The sequence below is a fragment of the Streptomyces sp. NBC_00568 genome, assembly GCF_026341855.1.
GTDB lineage: Bacteria > Actinomycetota > Actinomycetes > Streptomycetales > Streptomycetaceae > Streptomyces.
Window position 1 is genome coordinate 5,191,444 of the sequence record NZ_JAPENW010000001.1, and the last position, 21,037, is coordinate 5,212,480.

Consider the following 21,037-nt stretch of genomic DNA (forward strand, 5'->3'; position numbering starts at 1 on the left):
AGGTGAGCGAGCAGACGCAGTCTCAGGGGTCCACCGCACGGCGGGTCGTCGTGGTGGGCGCGGGCATGGCCGGAGTGCAGACCGCGGTCGCCCTGCGCGAGCAGGGCTTCACGGGCACCGTCACGCTGATCGGCGCGGAGCCGCATCAGCCGTACGACCGGCCGCCGCTGTCCAAGGCCGTACTCCTGGGCAAGGCCGAGGGCTCCGCCTTCGACATCGACTTCGAGGCCCTGGACATCGAGCTGAGGCTGGGCCGCGCGGCGCTCGGCGTGCGCCCCGGGGACCACGAGCTGGACACCGAGGGCGGACCCGTCCCCTACGACGTCCTGGTCGTCGCCACCGGCGCCGAACCGATCCAGCTGCCCGGCGCGGAGGGCGTGCCCGGGGTGCACCTGCTGCGCACCCTGGACGACGCCGAACGGCTGCGTCCCGTCCTCACCCAGCAGCACGACATCGTGGTCGTCGGCGCGGGCTGGATCGGCGCCGAGTTCGCCACGGCGGCGCGTGAGGCGGGCTGCGCGGTGACGGTCGTCGAGGCCGCCGACCGGCCGCTCGCCGGCGCGCTGCCCGCCGAGGTGGCCGCACCGATGGCCGCCTGGTACGCGGACAGCGGGGCCTCGTTGCGCACCCACGCGCGCGTGGAGCGCATCGAGCCCGGCGCGGTGGTCCTGGACGACGGCTCCCGGGTGCCCGCGGGCGCCGTCGTGGTCGGGATCGGGGCGCGGCCCGCGACCGCCTGGATCGCCGCCTCCGGAATCGAACTCGGCGCCCACCGCGAGATCGTCGCCGACGACCACCTGCGGACCTCCCTGGTGGACGTCTACGCGGTCGGCGACTGCGCCTCCTTCCCGTCGGGACGCTACGAGGACCGCCTCCTCGTCCACCACTGGGACAACGCCCTGCAGGGCCCGCGCACGGTCGCCGCGAACATCATCGGGGAGGCTCCCGCCGCCTACGACCCGGTGCCGTACTTCTGGTCCGAGCAGTTCGGCCGCTTCGTGCAGTACGTCGGCCACCACGCGCCCGCCGACACCCTGGTGTGGCGCGGTGACTCCTCGGGCGCCTCCTGGTCGGTGTGCTGGCTCCACGAGACGCGTCTGGTCGCTCTTCTGGCGGTGGGCCGCCCGAGGGATCTCGCTCAGGGCCGCCGGCTCATCGAGGCGGGCGCGCTGATGGATCCGGAGCTGCTCGCGGACCCGTCGAGGCCGCTGAAGGCCGCCACGGTCTGAAACCGTCACGCCAGGTCGGGTGCCCTCGGCTTCCGACTGTCGGTCCGGGATGGCAGGCTTGTCCCGTGACCGAGATTGACGCAAAGATCGATGCTCTCGTCCCCGCCTGGCTCACCCTCCCCGACATCGCCGAGCAGTTCGGCGTCGAGGTGACCCGTGTCCGGCAGCTGGTCAAGGACGGCCAGCTGATCGCCGTACGCCGTGGTGAGAACCGAGCGCTGCACGTCCCCGCCGACTTCATCGACGCGGACGAGCAGAAGGTAGTCAAGGGCCTGGCCGGCACCCTGACGCTCCTGAGGGACGACGGCTTCTCCGACGAAGAGGCCCTCGAGTGGCTCTTCACGCCCGACCCGAGCCTGCCCGGCACCCCCGCGCAGGCTCTGAGCGAGAATCGCGGCACGGAGGTGAAGCGCCGCGCCCAGGCGCTCGCCGTCTGACCTGCAACGAGACCGTCCGGCGCGGGACGCGCGGCGGCGGGACCACCCCGGCCGCCGCGCGCCCCGCCCACCGACAACGGGGGACACACGCATGCCCGAGAACGCCGCCACCACCGCGCGGGGCCGGCTCGCCGACGCCCGCGTCTACCTGTGCACCGACGCCCGCAGGCGTCAGGGCGACCTGGCCGAGTTCCTCGACGCGGTCCTGGGAAGCGGCGTCGACATCGTGCAGCTCCGCGACAAGGGCATGGAGGCGGGCGAGGAGCTGGAACACCTCCAGGTCTTCGCGGACGCCTGCGCCCGGCACGGCAAGCTCCTCGCGGTCAACGACCGGGCCGATGTGGCCCACGCCGCCCGGGCCGACGTCCTGCACCTGGGCCAGGGTGACCTCCCGGTTCCCGCGGCCCGCGCGATCCTCGGCGACGAGGTCCTCATCGGACGCTCCACGCACGCCGGGTCCGAGGCCGCGGCCGCCGCGGTCCAGGAGGGCGTGGACTACTTCTGCACCGGCCCCTGCTGGCCCACCCCCACCAAGCCCGGCCGCCACGCACCCGGCCTCGACCTGGTCCGCGGCACGGCCTCCCTCGGCACCGACCGTCCCTGGTTCGCGATCGGCGGCATCGACCTCGGCCGGCTCGACGAGGTGCTCGAAGCCGGCGCCCGCCGCGTCGTCGTCGTACGGGCGATCACCGAGGCGGACGACCCCGGCGCGGCCGCTGCGGAGTTCGCCAAGAGGCTGCGCGCGGCGTAGGCGCGGCAGCGGCCCGCGCGGAGCGTGCCGGCACGGCTGACGTCCGCGCGGAGCGTGCGGAGAGGGCCCCGGGAGCACGCTGATGCGGCCGCTGTCCGAGGGGTGGACAAGAACTCGACAGATCGGACAAATCCCAGCGGTTCGGTTGGGGGACCGACGCCCTCTGGCTAACCTGCGAGTATGGCCCTCGGATCTGCTTCCACCAGGACTGATCGCGCACGCACCGTGCGCGACATGCTCGCGACCGGCAAACAGACGTACTCGTTCGAGTTCTCGGCGCCGAAGACCCCCAAGGGCGAGCGGAACCTGTGGAACGCCCTGCGGCGGGTCGAGGCCGTCGCGCCCGACTTCGTCTCCGTGACCTACGGAGCCGGCGGCTCCACCCGGGCCGGCACGGTCAAGGAGACCGAGCAGATCGTCCTCGACACGACCCTGACCCCGGTCGCCCACCTCACCGCGGTCAACCACTCCATCGCGGAACTGCGCAACATCATCGGGCAGTACGCGGACGCGGGCATCCGCAACATGCTCGCCGTGCGCGGCGACCCGCCCGGCGACCCCATGGGCGAGTGGGTCCCGCACCCCAAGGGTCTGACCTACGCGGCCGAACTCGTGCGCCTCATCAAGGAGTCGGGCGATTTCTGCGTCGGGGTCGCGGCCTTCCCGGAGATGCACCCGCGGTCCAGCACATGGGACCTGGACGTCTCCCACTTCGTCGACAAGTGCCGCGCCGGCGCCGACTACGCGATCACGCAGATGTTCTTCCAGCCGGAGTCCTATCTGCGCCTGCGGGACCGCGTCGACGCGGCGGGCTGCGCGACGCCGGTCATCCCGGAAGTCATGCCGGTGACAAGTGTGAAGATGTTGGAACGGCTCCCCAAACTTTCCAATGCCTCGTTCCCGGACGTCCTGAAAGAGCGGATCCTCACAGTCAAAGAGGATCCGGCGGCTGTACGCTCCATTGGGATCGAGTTCGCGACGGAGTTCTGTGCGAGGCTGCTGGCCGAGGGAGTCCCCGGACTGCACTTCATTACGCTGAACAACTCCACGGCGACGCTGGAAATCTACGAGAATCTGGGCCTGCACCACCCGCAGCAGGCCTAGACCGGTCGCACCCACGTACGACACACTGCGTAGCGGCCACTGGGAGAGGGGCGTACATGGGCTTGACGGTCCTCTATCTTGCATTCGGCATCGTCGCGTTGTGGCTGCTCGGCGAGGTGCTGCTGCAGTACAAGGCGCGGCTGCGGTTCCGGCTGCTCGCCTTCGTCGGCTTCCTCGGTGTGGTTCTCGGTGTCCTGATGCACTCGGTCGTGGTCATCGGCCTGGGCGCGGCCGCCTTCACTGTCGGTCAGACCTATGTGACGCTGTCGTTCCGCCAGGGCTTCGCGCAGGGCTGGGCCATCAACGGCCGCTCCGCGCCGGCCAAGCCCAGCAAGCGCCGCCGCGGCGAGCCGGGGGGCGAGGACCCGTCGCTCGAGGTCTCCGACCTCGAAGCGGTCGAGGAAGCGGCCTACCGGCGCGAAGACGACTTCGCGGCCGACGACGACGTCTTCACCCCCGCCCAGTCCGACCGGTTCATGCCCCCGGGGTCCGCCGAGCCCGCAGCCGCCGAGTCCACGGCGGTCTACGAACCGCAGCCCCTGCCCGAGGACACCGGCTCCTACGGCGTCTACAACGCGGCCGCCTACGCCGCCGCCACCGACCAGTCCTACGCGGGCGCGGCCCAGTCCCAGGACCAGCAGGCCTACGCGACGACCGCCCAGGACCAGCAGGGTTACGCGACGGGCGGCCAGTCGCAGGACCAGCAGGCCTACGCGTACGACGGGTACACGGGCTACGACCAGCAGCAGTACGGCTACGACAACAGCCAGCAGCAGTACGCCGCGTACTCCGACCCGTACATCGGCCAGCAGACGTACACGGGCGCCTCGTACGACACCACCTACACCGGTGGCGACCAGCAGTACACGCAGCAGCAGAACTACGGCCAGGACCAGTACGCCACCGGTACGTACGGCGGCGAGACCCCGGCCGGCGGTGTCTGGGTGCCGCAGCAGCGCACCGACGAGTACGGCGGCGAACTCCCGCCCGAGCAGCAGCAGTACCCGTACCAGGGCAACGGCAACAACAGCGCCGGGATCGACGAGCAGTACCGGTACTGACCGGCCGGACAGCGGCTGACGGTCTTCTCGCCCCCGCTGCCCGCCGGTCCGCTCACTGCGAGCCCTGGAACTCCGGTCCCTCCACGATCAGCCCGGCCACCAGGGCGCCCGACATACCCGCGTGCGGCAGACCGCCGCCGGGGTGCGCCCAGCCCCCGGCAGTGAAGAGCCCGGGCACCCGCGTGCTGTTCGACGGGTGCAGCAGCCGGCCGTCCCCCGCAGCGAGAGCGGGAGCGGGGACCGCGCCACCCTCCGCGCCGGTCGCCTCCGCGATGTCGGCCGGGGTGCGGACCTCGTGCCACAGGAGCCGGTCGCGCAGGCCCGGCAGGGCACGCCCGGCCGCGCCGAGGACCCGCTCCACGTCCGCCTCGGACACCGGGGCGCCCGACGGCACCGTGACCGTCACCGTGACCGCCTCGTGCTCCGCGTCCGGTACGAGGGCGGGGTCGTCGGGGCGGGACACCACGACGGTGGGCGACGCGGGCAGCCCGGGGCGCTCGCCGAAGAGCCGGTCCAGCTCGCCCGCGCGGTCGACCGTGTGGACCACCGTCCGGTGCGTCACCCCGGCGGGCCGCCCGCCGCGCAGCGCGAGCAGCACGGTCAGCCGGCTGGCCGCCCCCGGCTGCGGCGGGACCTCGTCACCGCCCCGGACCATCACCCCGGGGAGAAGGCCGTCCAGGACACCTGGCGCGACGCCCGCGACCACGAAGTCCGCCTCCGCGAACGCGTCCCCCTCGGATCCGGAGCTCGGGGAGCCGCCCCCGGAGAGCTCCACGCCGACCACCCGGCCGCCCTTCTCGACGATCCGCTCGACGGACGTCCCGAAACGGAACTCGACCCGGCGGTCCACACACCGTTCGTACACCGCGCGCGCGAGCTCCCGGATGCCGCCGCGGACGTACCAGGTGCCGAAGGCGTGCTCCATGTACGGCAGCACGGCGGCGCTCGCCGGGGTGACGCGCGGGTCGAGCCCGTACGCCAGGGCGTGGCTCTCCAGGAGAGCCGTGAGGCGCGCGTCGCGCAGCTCCCAGGCGGCCACCTCGGCGAGCGTGCCGGCCCGGCGGGTGCGCAGCAGCTTCCTGTGCGGCACCGAGGGATAGGGGTCGCGCTCGGCCAGCACCGGCCAGTTGGGCCACAGCGGCTCCTCCAGGAGCGGTCTGCGCGCCCGGTCCCACGCCTCGCGGGCCCGCACCAGGAAGTCGCCCCACCGCGCGCCCGCGTCCGCGCCGAGCGCTTCGTCCAGCGCGGCGAGCACGCCCGCGCGCGAGGCGTTCGGCAGGGACACCCGGGTGCCGTCGGCGAAGACATGGTCGGTCGACGGGTCGACCTGGACCAGCTCGACGCACTCCTCCAGCGGCTGCTTGCCCGTCTTGACGAACAGGTCGCGGTAGACCGCGGGCAGCGGCAGCAGCCCCGGTCCGGTGTCGAAGGCGAAGCCGTCCCGCTCGAAGCGGCGCACCGCGCCGCCGTACGTCTCCGTCCGCTCGTACACCACCACCCGGTGGCCCGCGACGGCCAGCCGGGCGGCGGCCGCCATCGCGCCCATCCCGGCGCCGATCACCGCAATCCGTCCCATGCCGGCGACTTTATCGGCAGCCACCGACAGCCCCGTCCCGGAGGCCGGCCGGGCGGTCCCGGCCGGCCGCGTCGGAGGATCCGGCTGCCGCGCGGACCCTCCGCCCCGGTCATTCGAGGTCCGCCCGTGACGCCGGTCCGGGCGGCCGCTCCACCCGCGCGGCCATCCGTCTCTCCTCCCGGCGCTGCGCGCGGCGGCGCAGGAACCTTCTGATCCGGGAGGCGAGGAAGTAGAGCACCACGAGCCCGGTGACCAGCAGGACACCGGCGATGACCGCCGCCGCCTCGGGGTAGAACATCGCGAAGGTGAGGAGCCCGGCCACCCCGAGATCCTCGGCGGTGCTCATCACGAAGTTGCTGAACGGCTCGGGCGAGGTGTTGATCGCCATCCGTGTCCCGGCCTTGACCGTGTGGCTCGCCAGCGCCGTCGAACCGCCGATCAGGCCCGCCGTCAGATCCGAGACCGAGCCGCTCTGTCCGGCGAGCAGCGCACCGACCCACGCGCCCGCCGCCGGACGGATCACCGTGTGCACGGAGTCCCACACCGAGTCCACGTACGGGATCTTGTCGGCGACCGCCTCGCAGAGGAACAGCACGCCGACTGTGACCAGGATCTCAGGGCGTTGCAGGGACTCCGGGACCTCGTCGCTCAGCCCCGTCGCACCGAAGACGCCGAGGAGCAGCACCACCGCGTACGCGTTGACGCCGCTGGCCCAGCCGCTGGTGAAGACCGGGGGGAGTACGGACACGGACGCGATCGTAACCAGTGGGCGAGGGCGCGTCCTGGGCATGAGTGCGTATGCCTGAGTATCCGTACCTACAGGGTGAGATGAGTAGGCGCACGGATGGGTCCCACCTGCGCGAACGACAGAGTGGAGACACGGAAAGGGGCGCGGTTCCGGCACCGCCGACACGGGGCGGCGGAACGGACCCCGCGCCCTTGGCCGCTCCTTCCGCCGACTCGCTCGGCGGGAGTGAGACACGGGGGATCCCGGGGGACGACCGAACGGGGGCCCGACGGGGGGTACGGGGGAGCACGACGGAGCGCCGGTTCGAACGGCCCGCGGGGGACGCGGCCGTTCGAACCGGCGCTTTCGTGTGTGCGGGTGTTCAGCGGTGGCCGCTCACACGCCCCTGGAGGAGCCGGGACAGCGCCGCGTGGACGTCGTCCAGGGAGCGCTCCGGCTGGAAGGCCTGCCAGTCCAGGGCGGCCACCAGGACCATCCCGACCAGTGCCGCCGCCGTCAGCGGGATGTCGATCTCGTCGCTGAGCTCCCCGGCCGCCACCGCGTCGCGCAGTACGTCCTCGACGACCGCCACCGCCTGCTGCCGCACCACCATCAAGGTGGACTGCCAGGCACGGTTGGTGCGCCAGAGCTCCGCCACGTACAGCTGGGTGAAGGCCGGATAGCGGTTGATGAAGACGAGCCCGGCCCGGATCATCGCGTCCAGCGCGTCCACCTTGCTGCCGCCGTCCCGGGCGGTCTTCTCCGCGGCCTCCCGCAGCGAGGCGGTGAGGAGCCCCACGCCGTGCCGCAACAGCTCCTCGAAGAGGACCGACTTGCTCGCGAAGTTGTAGTAGACCGTGCCTTTCGCGACCCCGGCCCGCTCGGCGATCTCGTCCACTGTGGTGGCGGAGAAGCCCTGTTCGGCGATCAGTGTGACGGCCGCCTCGTAGAGCTTCTGCCGGGTCGCCTCGCGGCGGCTTCCGCCGCCCGCCGTGGTGCTGCTGCTGTCCATGGCCCCGATTGTCACAGGAGCGCTCACGCGCTTGGTCACAGGCTCAGCTCCGGGTGCAGCCGGTCGAGGGTCCACACCTGCTTGCGGCGCGCCGACAGGGCGGTGAGCGCGAGGGCTCCCACGGTGAACGCCGTCAGGACGAGGCACGCCGTCCGGACCGGCTCGAGGCCGCCGCCGGTGATGAGCCTCCGGAGGGCCTCGACGACGTAACTCATCGGCATGAAGGGGTGGATCGCGTTGAAGAAGCCCGGACTGGTCTGGACGGGGTAGGTGCCGCCCGCCGACGTCAGCTGGAGCATCAGGAAGGCGAGGACGAGGATCCGGCCCGCGGCCCCGAAGCGCGCGTTGAGCCACTGCACGATCGCCGCGAAGCAGGCCGACACCAGGAACAGGAAGCCCACCGTTCCGGCCGCCCGGACCATCTGGAGGCCGATCGCCCAGTGGAGCACCGCCATCAGGGCGGCCGTCTGGAGCACGCCGACGACGGCGACCGGCAGCCAGCCCGCCAGAGCGATCCGCCACGCCGAGGCCCCCGCGGCGAGCGCGCGCCGGTTCAGCGGCTGGATCAGCATGTACGCCACCATCGCGCCGACCCACAGGGACAGCGGGATGAAGTACGGGGCGAATCCCGTGCCGTAGTTGGGCGCCTTGTGCAGGTCCCTGGAGGCCAGCTGCACCGGGTCGGCCATGACCTGGGTGCGCCGGTCGCGGTCGGGCTTGTCGTAGTCGGGGATCTGGTCGGCGCCGTCGTGCAGTCCGCCGGCCAGCTTCCCGGAACCGCCGACGAGCTTGTACAGGCCGCCGTCGAGGTCGCTCGCGCCCGTCCTCAACTGTCCGACGCCCGTGTCGAGGTCCGCCGCGCCGGTCTTGGCGGTGCCGATACCGGAGTGCAGCCGCTTCGCTCCCTTGGCGACCGAGGAGGCGCCGTCGTTCAATTTGTTGATCTTGGAGACGCTGTCGTCGAGGTCCTCGGAGAGATGCGGCGAGCGGTCGGCGAGGGCCTGCGCCTGCTTCTCCAGCGTGGCCAGGTTCTTGTCCAGCTCGTCGAGGTCGCCGTCCTGGTCGTCGATCAGCGTGTTCACGTCGTCGGCGACCTTGACGACGTCCGCGGCGGCCTCCTTGGCCTTCTTCAGGTCGGGACAGGCCGCGTCGGGGAGCGGGAGGGTCTCGCAGCGCGCGCGGTAGACGGTGTTCAGCGTGTCGGACGCGGCGCGTGCGCCCTTGGCCGCGGCCGGGGCCGTCTTCACCAGGGTGTCGAGGTTGTGGCGGATCCCCGCGGCCGAGTCGGCGACCAGCCGGGCCGTGTCACCGATCGACTTCTCGTTGTCCTTCAGGAAGGGGCCGACCTTGTCCGCGACCCCGTTGACCTTGTCGGCCAGCGCCTGGGTGCCGTCCGCGACCTGGCGCGAACCGTCCTCCAGGTCACCGGCGCCCGTGTTGAGCTTCCTCAGGCCCCCGGAGAGCTTCCCGCTGCCCTTCTTGGCTTCCTTCAGGCCGTCCGCGAGGTCCTTGGAGCCCTTCTTCGCCTTGCCGATGCCGCCGTTGAGCTTGTCGGCGCCCTCGGCTGCCTGCACGGTCGCCCCGTGGATGTCCGAGAAGGAGATGAAGATCTTGTCGAGGAACGAACGTGAGGCCTTCGTGGACGCGGCCGTCCGTACCTCGCTGAACACCGTGCGGGAGATCTGCCCGACGATGTAGTTGTTCGCGTCGTTGGTCCGCACCTGGAGCGCACCCGTCTCGGGTGATTCCCCGGAACTGGACGCGATCCTCTTGCTGAAGTCGCCCGGCATGGTCAGCGACAGGTAGTACGTGCCGTCCTCCACGCCGCGGCGGGCCTCGGCGGAGCTCACCTCGTGCCACTCGAAGGTGTCGCTGTCGTGCAGCCCCTCGGTGATGTTGTCGCCGATCGTCACCTTCTTGCCGCCGGCCGTCGCCCCCTTGTCGTCGTTCACCAGCGCCACGGGGATGCGGTCGAGACGGCCGTACGGGTCCCAGAACGACCACAGGTAGAGGGCGCCGTACAGCAGGGGCAGCAGCAGGAGCGCGGCGAGCGCGGCGCGCGGCAGCTTGCCCCGGCCGAAGCGGCGGAGTTCAAGAGCGGCCAGTTTCGGTGAGCGCATCAGCCGTCTCCTTGTCGTTGGTCCCGCTGTCGCTGTCGCTGTCGCTGTCGCTGTCGCTGTCGCTGTCGCTGTCGCTGTCGCTGTCGCTGTCGCTGTCGGCGTCGGCGTCGGCGTCGGTGGTGGCCTTGGCGTCGGCGTCGGTGGCCTTGGCCGTTTCGGCTGTGGGGCTGGTGGCCGTCGCATCGGTGCCGCCGTCGGCGTCGGACTTGGTGGTGCCGGCGTCGGCCTTGGTGGTGCCGGTGTCGGCCTTGGTGGTGGCAGCGGCGGCAGCGGTGGTGGTGTCGGCGGTGGTCTCGGTCCCGGGTGTCGCCGCGGTCTCGCGGGAGGCGCCGGGGCCCTGTTCGCCGGCGGTCCCCGACGCGTCGCTCGGTGCGGTGGACACGACGACGGCGCCCTCGGGGGCCTCACTGCACACCGCCACGACCGTGGTGCCGGACTCGGCGAGAGACGCCAACAGGGCCCAGACGTCGGACCGTTCGGCATCGGAGAGCTTGAGGTCGGCGTCATCGACACCGAGCAGCCGAGGGCGGCCGATCAGGGCCAGCGCGACGGACAGCCGCAACGCTTCGAGCCGTTCCAGATCGCGTACGGCGGTCCTCGCCCCCTTGGGCAGCGTCTCCGGGTCGAGTCCCGCGGCGGCCAGCGCGGCGCCGATCCGCGACTTGGCCTCGCTCACCCGCTCGCCGCGCGGTCGCAGCAGGGCGCGCAGCGAACCGCCGAACCGCCGCTGCAGCAGCGCCCGTTCGCGCAGGTGCTCCCCGACGGTCAGCGCGGGGTCGAGGTCCGTGACCCCGGGCACGTGTGCGAGCGCGCTCGTCCGGCGCACCGCGGCCATCTGCTTCGGCAGCCCGGCCGCGCCCACGGCCGCCGTCCCCTCGGTGGCCTTCATCCGGCCGGTGAGCGCGAGCAGCAGGCAGGTGCGGCCGGACCCGGACGGTCCCTCGATCGCGATGAGCGATCCGGGCTCCGCTTCGAGTCGAACCCCGCGGAACGCCCAGCCCCGGGGCCCCTTGAGCCCGAAGTCCTCAGCTGTGACGCCCAGTCCGTGTGGACCGTCCACAGATTCCCCATCCCCTGAAACATGGAACTACTTTTGAACTGACTGGTCAGTGCAAAAACTATCCCGAACTTTCGAGCGAAGCAAAAGCCCAGGTCAGAACGGATTGTCAGTGGCATACCTCACGATGGGCACATACGGCCACAGTGCTGTCACGCGACGACAGGAGGTTCGTCATGGCCAGCAATTCCGCAGCCGCCGCCCGCCGGCGCCGCGCCACCGGCCCTGCCCCCTCACTGAACGGCCCGGCGAGCGACGTGCACCCTGTGCTCCGCCGGGCCACGGCGCCACCCGCCGCCCTCGACCTGCTCTCCCAGGCCCGCACCGGGCTCGACGAGGCGACGGCCCTGGAAACGTCCAACGAGCGATACGCGACAGCCCACTTGGCCGCGCTGCGCACCGCCGCCGCCGTGCTGGCCGCGCGAGGCCGCCCGGAACCCACGTCCCGACGCCGGGCCCGTATCCGCAGCGCCTGGGAAGTCCTCCCGGAGATCGCTCCCGAACTGACCGAGTGGAGCGCGTTGTTCGCCTCCGGGGCCACCCGCCGTGCCCGCGCCGAGGCGGGCATCCAGGGAGCGGCCACCACTCGCGACGCCGACGACCTGATACGCGACGTCGCCATGTTCCTGCGCCTCGTCGAGCGGATGCTGGTGCTGCAGCCCGTGCTGCCCCAGCCCCGGCAGGACGGGGACCGGGAGCGGGCGGACAGGGGGGTGCCGGACGCGGGTTGACCGCGGCGGTGTCGAGGACGGGCCGGTGCGGGAACCTCACGTCCACCGGTACGGGAACCTCGGATCGACCGGTACGCGAAGCCCGGATCGACCGGCTTCGGGGCATCGGGCGGACCCCGGGGAGGCCACCGGCTCGGCGCCCGTCCGGCACCCGCTCGTCACGCGATGCGGCGCACGTGAGACGGAGGATCGTTCACGGCGGCGGAGGCAATAGGGTGGAGGCGCCTGCTGCCTCCCCGCCGGGAGGCCCGAAGATCGCTCCGCCGTTCAACAGGCGGTGCCGCGCCGAGGAGTCAACTGCCGTGTCGGACCCGATGCGCCCCCGCGCTTCTCTCCGTACCGCCGTGGTCTGGGAGGTCCTCAAGGACGCCCTGGACCGCCGGGTCAAGGCCGCCGGGCGGGAGTCGCTCGACGTGCTGGACACGGGTGGCGGCAGCGGCAACTTCGCTGTGCCCGTCGCCGGTCTCGGTCACCGTGTCACCGTCGTCGACCCCAGCCCGAACGCGCTGTTCGCGCTGGAGCGCCGCGCCGCCGAGGCCGGCGTCGCCGACCGTGTGCAGGGTGTCCAGGGCGACGCGCACGGACTCTTCGACGTGGTCGAGCGCGGCGGCTACGACGCCGTGCTGTGCCACGGCGTCCTGGAGTACGTCGACGACCCGGCCGAGGGCGTCCGCAACGTGGTGGACGCGCTGCGGCCCGAGGGCGTGCTCAGCCTCCTCGCCGCCGGTCTGGGCGGCGCCGTGCTGGCCCGCGCACTGGCCGGGCACTTCAAGGAGGCCCGGCACGCGCTCGACGACCCGGACGGACGCTGGGGGGAGGGTGATCCTGTTCCGCACCGGTTCACCGCCGAACAGCTCACCTCCCTGGTCGCCGGCGCGGGCCTGCACGTCGGTGCCGTGCACGGCGTACGGGTCTTCGCGGATCTGGTGCCGGGAGTCCTGGTGGACACCGAGCCGGGCGCCCTGGAGGCCCTGCTGAAGCTGGAGGCGGCGGCGGCCGAACTCGCCGCCTTCCACTCCGTGGCCACACAGCTCCATGTGCTCGGCGAGGCCCGGGGTACCGCCGAGGGCTGAGCCGCCTCCCGTGGTGCGCCGCTGATCAGGGGCTCGGCAGCAGATGGAGTACGCCACAGACCACCCGATCGAGTGCTCGGCGCCGTATGATCGAGGGAGACCGTCCGGCATGACGGACCGTTCGCTGGGGAATGCACGCCTCAGTACATCGGGTCGCCATGCCGGGTTCCGGTTGGCGAATTGGCGTAGAGGGGCGGGTTTCACGGGGGCGATTCCCTGCCTATCCTGAAGGGGACCCCCGGTCGCCCCGGCGACTGCACGATGAGGAGGACTCCGTGCCGCTCTCGGAGCACGAGCAGCGAATGCTCGAGCAGATGGAGCGAGCGCTGTACGCCGAAGATCCCAAGTTCGCGACAGCGCTTGAGGGAAGCGGGCTGCGTACGTACACCCGGCGACGGGTTTACCAGGCGGTCGCGGGCTTCCTGGTGGGTATCGCGCTCCTCATGGCTGGAATGGTCGCAGTTCAGATCTGGCTGAGCGTGGTGGGCTTCCTGGTCATGCTGGGCTGTGCGGTGCTCGCCGTCACCGGTTGGCGCAAAGCTCCCAAGCCGGGTGAACAGCCGGCCGCGTCCGGCTCACCCGCCGCACGCCGTCAGGGCCGGCAACGCCGCTCCATGATGGACCGCATCGAACAGCGCTGGCAGCGTCGTCGCGACGAACAGGGCGGTAACTGAGCCTCCGGCGTCGCAGCCGCAGACATACGCGTGAGGGGGCGTCCACCCGGGTCCGGGTGGACGCCCCCTCACGCGTGCGTTCGGGTGCCCGTGCGCATGCCGGTCGTGCCGGGCCGGGAGCCGCTCGGTCTCGGGGCTCTCCCTCGGGCCCCCGGGCTCCCTCCCGGGGCCGGGCAGCCCGCTCCCTCCCGGGGCCGGCCAGCCCCGGGGCGTCCCGGCGGCTCGGACGTCCTGAGAGCAACCGCCGGCGGTGCGAACCCGCCCGCCCGGTGCCCGGGACCCACGTTCAACGGCACCCGGCACACCGGTGGCTGTGCCCACCCGTCCCGCCCTGCGGGGCGCCTGCCCACAGCGGGGAGCGGGTGCCCCGTCGCCCGTCGATCGCCCAGCCCGTGACCGGCAGGCCGGCCGGTGCGGCCGGTCTGCCGGTCAGGGGGTCTGGCTCGACGGGCGGTGCAGGAGGGCTTCCTTGCGGGCTGAGACGCGGGCTCCGAGGGTCGTCCAGGCGGCCGAGGCCGCCCAGATCACCCGGACGGCCGAACGCGGGGCGAGGAGAGCACGCAGACGGACGGGACGGCTCGCGGAGGCACTGAGGGCCTCCGCGACACGGCGCGCGTCGTTCGCGAGTCCTGCCACCGGCCGGGGGTGCGGAGCGTAGAGAACCTGCTCCACGGCCGCGGCCAGCCGGTGCACCGCGGCCGAGGCCTCCGGATCGAGCTCCCCGATCCGGACGATGCGCTCGGCGGCCTTCCTCGGCGTCTGCGACTCCTCCGGCGCGATCCCGTAGTCCCACGCCGTATCGGTCACCTCCAGCCAGGCCCCCAGCGTGTACGCCGCCACGTCCGCCTCCGTGCGGCCGTGGCCGCCGAGCCGGACGGTCCGTGTCCGCAGCCGCCACAGCATGGGCAGCAGCGGCACACCCAGGATCACGAGCCCGGCCAGCGCCAGCCCGAGGTTGTTCAGCCAGGGCCAGTCGTCGTCCTGGGCACCGACCGCCGCCGCCGAGGACTCGCTCGGGCACGCCGCCAGCTTCCGCAGCTGCGGCGAGCAGCTCTCGCTGGCCGACGGTGCCGTGGAGGGCGCCGCGGACACCGAGGACGAGGGCTTGGGCACGACCGGTGCGTCGTTGCCCGGGGTGTTCGTCTGGGTGTACGCGGGAACCGTGCCCCGGCTCGGGGTCGGCTCGAAGCGGGTCCAGCCCACGCCCTCGAAGTACAGCTCGGGCCAGGCATGCGCGTCCCGCAGGCTCACCGACATCGAACCGTTCGCCTGCGGAGACCCGGGCGTGAAGCCCACCGCCACGCGGGCCGGTATCCCCAGCGTCCGCGCCATCGAGGCCATCGCGAAGGAGAAGTGGACGCAGAAGCCCTCCTTGTCCTTCAGGAAGTTCGCGATCGCGGCGGAGCCGCTGCCGGCCTGCACCTCGGTGTCGTACCGGAAGTTCCCGCTGACGGCGAAGTAGTCCTGGAGCTTGACCGCCTGCTCGTAGTGGTTGGCGGAGCCCTTGGTGACCTTGCGGGCCGTGTCCGCCACCAGCGGGGGCAACGACTCCGGAACCTTGGTGAACTGGCGCCTCATCGCGGGCGAGGGCTCCGGGGCGCTCGCCAGCTCCTCCGCGGTCGGCTGCACCATCAGGCTCGTGACCTCGTACTGCACACCGCGGGTGTTCTGCCCGTGGTCACCGACGAGGGTGCGCCCCACGGGTTCGTACCGCCAGCTGCCGTCGATGTCGACCTTGCTGGCCGGATACGGCATCGGCAGCCAGTCCTGCGCGTACCAGTCGGCCGCCGCGATACGGGTCCGGATCGTGGCCCGCTTGACGCGGTCGGCGAGACCGATCGGCGCCGGGAACGACTTCGGCACGTCCTCGATGTGGCGCTGGGCCGGCTTCCAGGCCGTGCCGTCGAATTCGTCCAGCGAGACGATCCGCAGATACAGGTCCTGCGTCTCCGCGGTGTTGGTGCGGTACGTCAGGACCGTGCGGTCCTCGTCCACGTTCAGGCTGTCGCGGAGTGAGACCAGCGGGTTCACCGCGGAGATCGTGCCGCCGCCCCCGGAGCCGTTGCCCACGCCCCGTCCCGTGGCGTCCAGCAGTCCGCCGTCGAGCGCGGGCAGGGCGAGCGGCACCACCAGGGCGACGCCCAGCGCCACCGCGCCGATCCGCCGCCCGGTGCGGACGGGCGCGACGGCGCCGTCCGCGGGCTCGGGGCCGGGAGCGCGGGGCGCTCCGCCGAAGACGCGACCCCACTGCGAGAGCCGGTCCCGGCCCTCGGCCAGCAGCAGCATCAGATAGCCGGCGGCCGCGAGCAGGAACCACAGCCAGGCCGCGCCGCCGCCGGAGAGGCCCGCGGCGACGGAGTACAGGGCGAGCAGCGGAAGGCCGGCGGGGGCGGCGCTGCGGTAGGTCACCGCGAGCGCGTCCACCGCGAGTCCGATCATCAGGACGCCGCCGACCAGCATCAGCCGGATTCCGTCCGACAGGGGTGCCGGAATCGAGTACCGGCCGACGTCGGCGCTGCCCGCCTGGAGGAGTGTCGCGAAGTGCTGGAAGGCCTCGGGCCCGGGGACGATACCGGCGACGGCCTGCTGCCGGGCGAAGATCAGCGTCAGCAGCATCAGCGTCACCAGAGCCTGTGCCGCCACGGTCAGCGGCCGGGCCAGCGGAACCCGCCGGGTCAGCGCGCCCACACCGGTCTGCACGGCCACCAGGAACACCGCCTGGAAGATCCATGTCGCCGGGTCCACCAGCGGCAGCAGCGCGCAGGAAGCCAGCAGTGTGGCCGCGGCCGCGCACAGTGTCAGTCGGGCTCGCCCGCTCATGTCCCACTACCCCCCGCGGTAGTACCTGTCGACGCCACGTGCGTGCGCTGACGGTCGGCCTCGCGCCACAGGTCCGCGAGCGACGCGCCCCGCGGCACCATGACGGCGGTCCAGCCCGCCTCGCGCAGCATCCGCAGCCGGTCCACGCTCCTGTCCAACGGGCCGGGCACTTCGCTCGGTTCCCGCACCCAGGACTCACTGTCCAGCAGAAAGGCGACGGCCCCGCCGCTGCGCTGGCGCATCTTGCCGAGCACGGTCGCCTGCTCCTCGTCGAGATCGCCGAGGAAGGCGATCAGCAGTCCTTCGTTGCCACCGCGCAGCACGTCGTACGCCCGGGACAGGCCCGTGCCGTCCGAGTGGTCGATGACGGCGAGCGTGTCCATCATCATCCCGGCGGCGTCCGCCGATTCCTGGCTGGCGCCCGCGAACCCGTCGGCGCCCTCCCCGGGCACCGAGCTGCCGGTGTCCGTCAGAAGGCGGACCGAGAAGCCCCGTTCGAGCATGTGGACCAGGGTCGACGCCGTGCCCGAGACGGCCCATTCGAAGGCCGCGTCCGGACCCGCGCCCTGGAAGGCGATGCCACGGGTGTCGAGCAGCACGGTGCACCGGGAGCGCTGGGGCTGCTCCTCGCGGCGGACCATCAACTCGCCGTAGCGAGCGGTCAGCCGCCAGTGCACGCGGCGCAGGTCGTCGCCGTAGCGGTAGCCGCGCGGAATGATGTCGTCCTCGCCCGCCAGGGCCAGGGAGCGCTGCCGCCCGTCGCCGTACCCCTTCGCCTCGCCGGTCAGCCGCACCGGAGGCAGTGCCTCCACGCGCGGGATGACCGTCAGGGTGTCGTACGTCGAGAAGGAGCGGGTCAGCTCGCACATGCCGAACGGGTCGGTCAGCCGCAGCTGGAGCGGGCCCAGCGGGTAGCGGCCGCGCAGGTCCGAGCGCACCCGGTAGGACACCTCGCGGCGGCCGCCCGCCTCCACCCGGTCCAGCACGAAGCGGGGGCGCGGACCGAGCACGTACGGCACCCGGTCCTGGAGCATCAGCAGGCCGGTGGGCAGGCGCGAGATGTTGTCCATGCGCAGATGGACGCGGGCCTCGGAGCCGGCGGGCACGCGCCCGGGGGAGAGCCTGCGGCTGCCCGCGACCCGGTAGCGGGTGCGGTACAGCACGGTCGCGCAGACCAGCGGGAGGGCCGCGAGGAGGAGGCCGACCCGGAGCAGATCGCTCTGCCCCAGGACGTACGCGCAGATCGCGGCGGCCACTCCGGCGGCCAGGAACGAGCGACCGCGTGTGGTGAGCCCGGCGAGCGCGGTGCGCAGCCCGCCCTTGTCCTCCTCGGCGGTGTGCCCCGTGCCCGCTTGCGTCATCACAGCCTCCGGGGCGGCTGCTGACCGTACGTGGGCGTGCCCCGGCCCATCGAGAGGCCGGACTGCTGCTGGGGAGCGGCGGGCACCGGGGTGCGCTGGAGGATCTCCTGGACGACCTGCTCGGCCGTGCGGCGGTTCAACTGTGCCTGGGCCGTGGGCAGCAGGCGGTGGGCCAGGACCGCGACGGCGAGCGCCTGCACGTCGTCCGGCAGCGCGAAGTCCCGGCCGCTGAGAGCGGCGGACGCCTTCGCCGCGCGCAGCAGATGCAGCGTGGCGCGCGGCGAGGCGCCGAGTCTGAGGTCGGGGTGGGTGCGCGTGGCCGCCACCAGGTCCACCGCGTAGCGGCGCACCGGATCGGCGACGTGGACCGTGCGGACCGCGTCGATCAGCTTCACTATCTCGTGCGCGTGGGCGACCGGCTGGAGGTCGTCCAGCGGGTTCACGCCGCCGTGGATGTCCAGCATCTGCAGTTCGGCGTCCGCGCTGGGGTAGCCGATGGAGACGCGGGCCATGAAGCGGTCGCGCTGCGCCTCGGGCAGCGGGTAGGTGCCCTCCATCTCGACCGGGTTCTGGGTGGCCACCACCATGAACGGGCTGGGCAGTTCGTAGGTCGTCCCGTCGATGGTGACCTGCCGCTCCTCCATCGACTCCAGGAGCGCGGACTGCGTCTTGGGCGAGGCGCGGTTGATCTCGTCGCCGATCACGATCTGCGCGAAGATCGCGCCCGGCTTGAACTCGAAGTCCCGGCGCTGCTGGTCCCAGATGGACACACCGGTGATGTCCGAGGGCAGCAGGTCGGGCGTGAACTGAATACGCCGCACCGAACAGTCGATGGACCGTGCCAGCGCCTTGGCCAGCATGGTCTTGCCGACGCCCGGGACATCCTCGATCAGAAGATGCCCCTCGGCGAGCAGCACGGTCAGCGAAAGCCGTACGACCTCAGGCTTGCCTTCGATCACTCCTTCCACCGAACTGCGGACACGCTCCACAGTGGCGGTCAGATCTGTAAGGCTCGCTCGATCGTCATAGGTCGTCACCCGGCCCTCCTCGGCCCTTTCCCGGGCCGACGCCCTGTGCGGACCGGCCCACCCCGAAACACGGACACCACGCGCGAAAGGTTCCGCGTGACGTCACACCCGCATTCTTGTTGCCGTTACCGGTTCGTGTCACTCGCCTGTGGATAACTGGCCGCGATATGTCAGGTTTTACGGCCCTTTGGGCAGCGGACGGTCGGGGTTTTTGGTGAAGAGAGGGTCCCACGGGCGGCCGAGGGTCGGCGACCGGGGGGTCCTGCGGTGCCGGTCAGGAGGGGTCGATCTCGCGCAGCAGGCCGGTCGTGACGTCGAAGACGAAGCCGCGGACGTCGTCGGTGTGCACCAGGAACGGGGAGGTGCGCACCCGCTGCATCGACTGCCGTACGTCCTGTTCGACGTCCCGGAAGGCCTCGACCGCCCACGCCGGGCGCTGGCCGACCTCCATCTCCAGGTCGTGCCGGAAGTCCTCGGTGAGGGACTCCAGGCCGCAGCCGGTGTGGTGGATGAGGACCACACTGCGGGTGCCGAGCGCGCGCTGGCTGATGGTGAGGGAACGGATCACGTCGTCGGTGACCACGCCGCCCGCGTTGCGGATGGTGTGGCAGTCGCCCAGTTCCAGGCCCAGCGCGGCGTGCAGGTCGAGCCGGGCGTCCATGCACGCGACCACCGCGACGTGCAGCACGGGGCGGGCGTCCATCCCCGGGTCGGTGAAGGCGGCGGCGTATTTTCCGTTCGCGTCGACGAGTCGGTCGGTGACCGTGCGCTCTGCGGCTATGGCGCCTTCGGGTTCGGTGGGAACAGATGCGGAAGTCGTCATACCCATGACGTTACTGGTCACGCCCGAGGCAGTCCTGCTGTGAGAGGGGACAAAAAATGTCATCGCGGCTTGTTGTGAGGTAATCCACACGGGCGGTGACGACGTGCCCGTTCGGGTGATTCTTCCGGATCCGCGGCTTCGCTCCGAGCGGGGTCCGCGACGCGCATGCCGGTTGATTGACCGCGAGACACCGTGGACTAAAGTGACGCGAAGCGGGAGGCGAGGCTCTCCCCGCTGGACTGTTTTCCCTGGAGACCCGGCGACTTTCCGGAGTCTCCCCGCGTGCGCGGCGCGTACGTACGGCTCGGCCTCCTCCCGCTCCCGGTCGGCTGACGCCACTCATCCGGCGCCAGCAGACCTTCCCCTTCCCGAGCGGGTGGGGACCCGGCGGTGCGTATGGCCGCGCCGGACCTGAGAGGGCCCGGAATGACAGGGCGCGAAGCGCTCCCCAACGAGGGCGGCAGCGGGCGACCGGAGGGGCAGAGCCGACACGTCCCGGTCATGCTCGACCGGTGCCTGGACATGCTCGCCCCGGCCCTCGCCGAGCCCGGAGCCGTGGTCGTCGACTGCACGCTCGGACTCGGCGGTCACAGCGAGGCACTGCTCACCCGGTTCCCCGAAGCACGGCTCGTGGCCCTGGACCGCGACAAGGAGGCGCTGCGCCTCTCCGGAGAACGGCTCGCTCCCTTCGGTGACCGGGCCTCCCTGGTGCACGCCGTCTACGACGAACTCCCCGACGTGCTCGACCGCCTGGACATCCCGCGCGTCCAGGGCATCCTGTTCGACCTCGGGGTCTCCTCCATGCAACTCGACGAGGCGGACCGGGGTTTCGCGTACGCGCAGGACGCCCCGCTCGACATGCGCATGGACCAGACGACCGGCATGAGCGCGGCCGAGGTGCTCAACACCTACCCGCCGGGCGAACTGGTGCGGATCCTGCGGGCGTACGGCGAGGAGAAGCAGGCCAAGCGGATCGTCTCCGCGGTCGTGCGCGAGCGCGACAAGGACCCCTTCACCAACAGCGCGCGGCTCGTCGAACTGATCCGCGACGCGCTGCCCCAGGCGGCCAAGCGCACCGGCGGCAATCCCGCCAAGCGCACCTTCCAGGCGCTGCGCATCGAGGTCAACGGTGAACTGAGCGTCCTGGAGAGGGCGGTTCCCGCGGCCGTGAAGACGCTCGCCGTCGGCGGCCGCATCGCCGTGCTGTCGTACCACTCGCTGGAGGACCGGCTGGTCAAGCAGGTGTTCGCGGCCGGCGCCGCCAACACCGCGCCGCCCGGACTCCCGGTCGTCCCCGAGCGCTATCAGCCCCGGCTCAAGCTCCTCACCCGCGGTGCCGAACTTCCCACGGAGGAAGAGGTCGCCGAGAACCGGCGAGCGGCTCCCGCCCGGCTGCGGGGGGCGGAACGCATCCGCGAGGACGCCGCCGAGTGAGGCGCGGGGAGAGGGAGGG

At 72.1% G+C, this 21,037-nt stretch carries 18 protein-coding genes; 9 read left to right on the forward strand and 9 right to left on the reverse strand.

The annotated features are described in order from the left end of the window. Window positions 1-2 precede the first annotated feature (2 nt). The 5 genes from OOK38_RS22505 (at window position 3) to OOK38_RS22525 (ending at window position 4,582) form a co-directional block, all read left to right on the forward strand. Entirely contained in the window at window positions 3-1,229 is a 1,227-nt protein-coding gene (locus OOK38_RS22505) for an NAD(P)/FAD-dependent oxidoreductase (protein WP_266757818.1), read from the forward strand. A 65-nt stretch (window positions 1,230-1,294) separates the two neighbouring features. Then, window positions 1,295-1,666 (forward strand): Rv2175c family DNA-binding protein, encoded by a 372-nt coding sequence (locus OOK38_RS22510; protein WP_261706908.1) that lies wholly within the window; start codon window positions 1,295-1,297, stop codon window positions 1,664-1,666. A 91-nt stretch (window positions 1,667-1,757) separates the two neighbouring features. After that, complete coding sequence (gene thiE, locus OOK38_RS22515; protein ID WP_266757815.1) at window positions 1,758-2,417, forward strand: thiamine phosphate synthase; 660 nt, start codon at window positions 1,758-1,760, stop codon at window positions 2,415-2,417. A 180-nt stretch (window positions 2,418-2,597) separates the two neighbouring features. Next, window positions 2,598-3,521 (forward strand): methylenetetrahydrofolate reductase [NAD(P)H], encoded by a 924-nt coding sequence (metF, locus tag OOK38_RS22520; protein ID WP_266757813.1) that lies wholly within the window; start codon window positions 2,598-2,600, stop codon window positions 3,519-3,521. Window positions 3,522-3,577: 56 nt separating this feature from the next. Beyond that, window positions 3,578-4,582, forward strand: coding sequence for a hypothetical protein (locus tag OOK38_RS22525; RefSeq protein ID WP_266757811.1), 1,005 nt, complete (start codon window positions 3,578-3,580; stop codon window positions 4,580-4,582). 52 nt (window positions 4,583-4,634) lie between these two features. On the opposite strand, the gene OOK38_RS22530 is transcribed toward OOK38_RS22525, so the two are convergent. From OOK38_RS22530 to OOK38_RS22550, 5 genes are all read right to left on the reverse strand, one after another. Further along, complete coding sequence (locus tag OOK38_RS22530) at window positions 4,635-6,158, reverse strand: NAD(P)/FAD-dependent oxidoreductase (RefSeq protein WP_266757809.1); 1,524 nt, start codon at window positions 6,156-6,158, stop codon at window positions 4,635-4,637. A 109-nt stretch (window positions 6,159-6,267) separates the two neighbouring features. Further along, window positions 6,268-6,906 (reverse strand): DUF4126 domain-containing protein, encoded by a 639-nt coding sequence (locus OOK38_RS22535; RefSeq protein WP_266757808.1) that lies wholly within the window; start codon window positions 6,904-6,906, stop codon window positions 6,268-6,270. 361 nt (window positions 6,907-7,267) lie between these two features. Further along, on the reverse strand, window positions 7,268-7,897 hold the full coding sequence (locus OOK38_RS22540) for a TetR/AcrR family transcriptional regulator (RefSeq protein ID WP_266757807.1): 630 nt from the start codon (window positions 7,895-7,897) through the stop codon (window positions 7,268-7,270). Between the two features lie 35 nt (window positions 7,898-7,932). Further along, the gene (locus OOK38_RS22545; RefSeq protein ID WP_266757806.1) at window positions 7,933-10,017 is read right to left on the reverse strand and encodes a YhgE/Pip domain-containing protein; all 2,085 of its coding nucleotides are present in this window, start codon (window positions 10,015-10,017) and stop codon (window positions 7,933-7,935) included. Then, window positions 9,989-11,077: an ATP-binding cassette domain-containing protein gene (locus OOK38_RS22550; protein WP_266848751.1), complete on the reverse strand. Its 1,089-nt coding sequence runs from the start codon at window positions 11,075-11,077 to the stop codon at window positions 9,989-9,991. Before OOK38_RS22550 ends, OOK38_RS22545 begins: the two co-directional genes overlap by 29 nt. 173 nt (window positions 11,078-11,250) lie before the next feature. On the opposite strand from OOK38_RS22550, the gene OOK38_RS22555 reads away from it, so the two are divergent. From OOK38_RS22555 to OOK38_RS22565, 3 genes are all read left to right on the forward strand, one after another. Next, window positions 11,251-11,805 carry an SAV_6107 family HEPN domain-containing protein gene (locus OOK38_RS22555; RefSeq protein ID WP_266757803.1) on the forward strand — a complete coding sequence of 185 codons (555 nt, stop codon included), beginning with the start codon at window positions 11,251-11,253 and terminating at the stop codon, window positions 11,803-11,805. 302 nt (window positions 11,806-12,107) lie between these two features. Beyond that, window positions 12,108-12,878 (forward strand): methyltransferase, encoded by a 771-nt coding sequence (locus tag OOK38_RS22560; RefSeq protein ID WP_266757801.1) that lies wholly within the window; start codon window positions 12,108-12,110, stop codon window positions 12,876-12,878. A 275-nt stretch (window positions 12,879-13,153) separates the two neighbouring features. Continuing rightward, the gene (locus OOK38_RS22565) at window positions 13,154-13,552 is read left to right on the forward strand and encodes a DUF3040 domain-containing protein (protein WP_266757800.1); all 399 of its coding nucleotides are present in this window, start codon (window positions 13,154-13,156) and stop codon (window positions 13,550-13,552) included. Between the two features lie 429 nt (window positions 13,553-13,981). Here OOK38_RS22565 and OOK38_RS22570 read toward each other — a convergent pair whose 3' ends face one another. From OOK38_RS22570 to OOK38_RS22585, 4 genes are all read right to left on the reverse strand, one after another. After that, a complete protein-coding gene (locus tag OOK38_RS22570) occupies window positions 13,982-16,372 on the reverse strand; it encodes a DUF3488 and transglutaminase-like domain-containing protein (RefSeq protein ID WP_266757798.1) in 2,391 nt (796 codons plus the stop codon). Next, a complete protein-coding gene (locus OOK38_RS22575) occupies window positions 16,369-17,733 on the reverse strand; it encodes a DUF58 domain-containing protein (RefSeq protein WP_266757796.1) in 1,365 nt (454 codons plus the stop codon). The genes OOK38_RS22570 and OOK38_RS22575 overlap by 4 nt, the downstream gene beginning before the upstream one ends. Next, window positions 17,733-18,770, reverse strand: coding sequence for a MoxR family ATPase (locus OOK38_RS22580; RefSeq protein ID WP_266757794.1), 1,038 nt, complete (start codon window positions 18,768-18,770; stop codon window positions 17,733-17,735). The genes OOK38_RS22575 and OOK38_RS22580 overlap by 1 nt, the downstream gene beginning before the upstream one ends. 265 nt (window positions 18,771-19,035) lie before the next feature. Further along, window positions 19,036-19,584: a carbonic anhydrase gene (locus OOK38_RS22585; RefSeq protein ID WP_266757792.1), complete on the reverse strand. Its 549-nt coding sequence runs from the start codon at window positions 19,582-19,584 to the stop codon at window positions 19,036-19,038. 426 nt (window positions 19,585-20,010) lie between these two features. Here OOK38_RS22585 and rsmH point away from each other — a divergent pair, with 426 nt between their 5' ends. After that, a complete protein-coding gene (gene rsmH / locus OOK38_RS22590; protein ID WP_266757790.1) occupies window positions 20,011-21,018 on the forward strand; it encodes a 16S rRNA (cytosine(1402)-N(4))-methyltransferase RsmH in 1,008 nt (335 codons plus the stop codon). The last annotated feature ends 19 nt before the right edge of the window (window positions 21,019-21,037 follow it).

Coding starts and splice junctions, on each gene's coding strand:
- metF (WP_266757813.1), top strand. CDS start 2,598: ATGGCCCTCGGATCTGCTTCCACCAGGACTGATCGCGCACGCACCGTG.
- rsmH (WP_266757790.1), top strand. CDS start 20,011: ATGACAGGGCGCGAAGCGCTCCCCAACGAGGGCGGCAGCGGGCGACCG.
- OOK38_RS22540 (WP_266757807.1), bottom strand. CDS start 7,897: ATGGACAGCAGCAGCACCACGGCGGGCGGCGGAAGCCGCCGCGAGGCG.
- thiE (WP_266757815.1), top strand. CDS start 1,758: ATGCCCGAGAACGCCGCCACCACCGCGCGGGGCCGGCTCGCCGACGCC.
- OOK38_RS22570 (WP_266757798.1), bottom strand. CDS start 16,372: ATGAGCGGGCGAGCCCGACTGACACTGTGCGCGGCCGCGGCCACACTG.
- OOK38_RS22575 (WP_266757796.1), bottom strand. CDS start 17,733: ATGACGCAAGCGGGCACGGGGCACACCGCCGAGGAGGACAAGGGCGGG.
- OOK38_RS22585 (WP_266757792.1), bottom strand. CDS start 19,584: ATGACGACTTCCGCATCTGTTCCCACCGAACCCGAAGGCGCCATAGCC.
- OOK38_RS22555 (WP_266757803.1), top strand. CDS start 11,251: ATGGCCAGCAATTCCGCAGCCGCCGCCCGCCGGCGCCGCGCCACCGGC.
- OOK38_RS22525 (WP_266757811.1), top strand. CDS start 3,578: ATGGGCTTGACGGTCCTCTATCTTGCATTCGGCATCGTCGCGTTGTGG.
- OOK38_RS22545 (WP_266757806.1), bottom strand. CDS start 10,017: ATGCGCTCACCGAAACTGGCCGCTCTTGAACTCCGCCGCTTCGGCCGG.
- OOK38_RS22530 (WP_266757809.1), bottom strand. CDS start 6,158: ATGGGACGGATTGCGGTGATCGGCGCCGGGATGGGCGCGATGGCGGCC.